This window comes from Pseudoalteromonas sp. K222D (assembly GCF_017653575.1).
GTDB classification, from domain to species: Bacteria; Pseudomonadota; Gammaproteobacteria; order Enterobacterales; family Alteromonadaceae; genus Pseudoalteromonas; species Pseudoalteromonas nigrifaciens.
Window position 1 is genome coordinate 1 of record NZ_JAGGDL010000077.1, and the last position, 2,794, is coordinate 2,794.

Annotated in this window: 1 protein-coding gene; it reads left to right on the top strand. The window is 42.5% G+C overall.

The window, feature by feature from the left end:
* The first annotated feature begins 200 nt into the window (after positions 1-200).
* On the top strand, positions 201-2,642 hold the full coding sequence (locus tag J5X91_RS17870) for a TonB-dependent receptor (RefSeq protein ID WP_348272543.1): 2,442 nt from the start codon (positions 201-203) through the stop codon (positions 2,640-2,642).
* The last annotated feature ends 152 nt before the right edge of the window (positions 2,643-2,794 follow it).

The following is a 2,794-nucleotide window of genomic DNA, read 5'->3' on the forward strand; positions in this document are numbered from 1 at the left end:
TGGTTTTCACTGAGCCAACTACTAGAAGGCGCTCGATTCATGCAAGCGCAACAACAGGAGATGTGATCAAGAGACAGAGCTTAATTGCAGGGGCTACTTTGGCATTAACAGCTGGCTTTACAACAACAACATACGCCGCTGATGAAGTGAAAAAAGTAGAACGCATTGAAGTAACGGGCTCTCGTATTAAACGTTCTGATATGGAAGGCCCTTCTCCGGTTCAATCTATCAGTAGAGCCGATATTGATAACATGGGTTATGACAACCTACAGCAGTTGCTTGAAAGAATGCCTGTTGCAGGTAGCGGTACTTTCTCTACCCGTGGTAATAACCAAGACTCTACTGCAAATGGTTCTGCAGCGGTAAGTTTACGTGGCCTAGGTGCTGACGCAACTTTAGTACTTATTAATGGCCGCCGTGTTGCTATTAGTGCATTCGCTGAAGGTATTACTAACTCATTTGTTGATATTAACAGTATTCCTGTTTCAGCGATTGAACGTATCGACATTTTAAAAGATGGTGCATCGGCTATTTATGGCTCTGATGCTGTTGCGGGTGTAGTTAACGTTATCTTGAAAAAAGATATTGATGGTATTGAAGTAAACTTAGGCTACGGTGGCACTGACGGTCCTAATTACGAAGAAACATCAGCCAGCATCGTTTGGGGTACAAGTAACGAAAAAAGCAGTGCTTCCGTTATTATTGACTACTTTAAAAACACCTCTTTATCGTCAAGTGAAATGGGCAGTTTAGGCACTGCAGATCAAAGAGCTTTAGGTGGTGAGGACTTTCGTTCATCACGTGGCTTCCCTGGTTACTTTTACGTTGATGGTGTAAAAACCATTGACCCTGCTTGTCCAGCCGATAGCGCAACTGCCAGTGGCAGCTGTTTGTTCGATTACGGCCCATACGGCTATATTGCACCAGCATCTGAACGTATTGGGGCTATTTCGCAGTTTGAGTATAATTTTGATAATGGTATTACCGCATTTTTAGAAATGGCAGTACAACACAATAGCTCTGTGGCTATGGGTGCGCCAACCCCGCTAGATGAAGATGCAGGGCTTACTGTACCAGCAAATCATCCTAATAACCCATTTGGTAAAGATATAGATATTGGCCGTTACAGAACGGTTGATGCCGGTGCTCGCCAATGGGATATTGAATCAGATACGATGCGTTTTGTAGCGGGTTTACGGGGCGAGTTTAACGACTGGAGCTGGGAGACAGCAGTACAAAAAGGTCGTAGTAAATCAATGCAAACTGGCGATCGCTCACAAGGCTGGGTGCGTACCGACTTTTTACAACAAGAAATAGATGCCGGTAATTACAACCCATTTGGCGGCACTTATAACGATCCTGTAGTAATCGACAGAATCACTACTAGCTTAGTACGTCAAGGTGAGTCACATATGACCTCATTTGACGCAAACATTAGCGGTGAAGCATTTAGCTTTGGCGACGATGTGGTGATGATGGCAGCCGGTATTGAGTACCGCGAAGAAGACGTTACAGATATCCCTGATGATCAGTTCCGTCGCGGTTTAATTTTTGGTACTGAAGCTGTATCAGCCGCAGCATCGCGCGATCAATATGCTGCTTATGTTGAATTTTCAATTCCACTAGCTGATACATTAGAATTGCAACTTGCTGGACGTCACGATGACTACAGTGACTTTGGCACAACTACCAATCCAAAAGTTGCACTTCGCTGGGCACCTAGTGATGAAATCACGGTTCGTGGCTCATGGGCACAAGGATTTAGAGCCCCCTCTTTAGCACAAGTTGGCCTAGGTCCATCAGAAAAAAGTCAGTTCTTTATTGATACTCAACGCTGTCAACAAACGGGCTTAGACTGTCAGGCACTTGATTACAACATTCAATTCTCTGGTAATGCAGACTTACAACCTGAAGAGTCTGAATCTTGGAACGTCGGCTTCATTTGGGCCCCTAGCGCAGAGTTTGGTTTAAGTGTTGATGTGTGGAGCATTACACAGGATAATAAAATTGACGAACAAGAGTTTGGTCCAATTTATGCTGCCGAGTGTGGTAACCAAAACAGTACTGTATGTGTTCGCTTACCGCCTACTAATGGTGAAAGCTTAGGTTCAATTCAAAAAATCTATAGCACATTTGAAAACGTCTCTTCACAAGAAGTATCTGGCATCGACTTTTCAGCAAATTACAATCATTCATTGGATGATTTAGGTTTATTGAAATTCAATTTAGAATGGGCTTACCAAAACAAATTTGAAAAAGATGGCCGTGATTACTCTGGTGAATATGGTTACCCTGAGCATCGTTGGATTTTCTCAACTAACTGGGAAGTGGGCGACTTTAATACTAATGTTAACTTAAGTTATGTTGGTGAGTTTGAAGACACACCTGATATCGACTTTGACGGTAACTTAGATTTTGATAGCAATACATCACGTATGATTGATTCACAAGTGTTGGTTGACTTACAAACGTCGTACCGTATCACTGAGTCAGCTAAATTATCACTAGGTATTAATAACTTGTTTGACGAAGAGCCTCCTTTTGCAATTGGTGATGGCGATTCTGACCTTTACGGTTATGCGTCTGGGGTTCATAACCCACGCGGTCGTTATATTTATACTAAAGTAAGCTTCTCGTTCTAAATTAGAAGCAACAAAAAAACCGCCAATTGGCGTAATGCCGATCAGTTAAGGTTAATTGATCGGTTGACCGATCTAAATGATCGTGAATAATCCGTAATTAGTTTCGCTAATTACGGTTTTTTTATGGATATTCAAACAGCTCTTTCAACCAC

What these genes read in the sequence shown, in the direction of transcription:
- J5X91_RS17870 (WP_348272543.1), top strand. Translation starts at nt 201, where the DNA reads ATGGAAGGCCCTTCTCCGGTTCAATCTATCAGTAGAGCCGATATTGAT.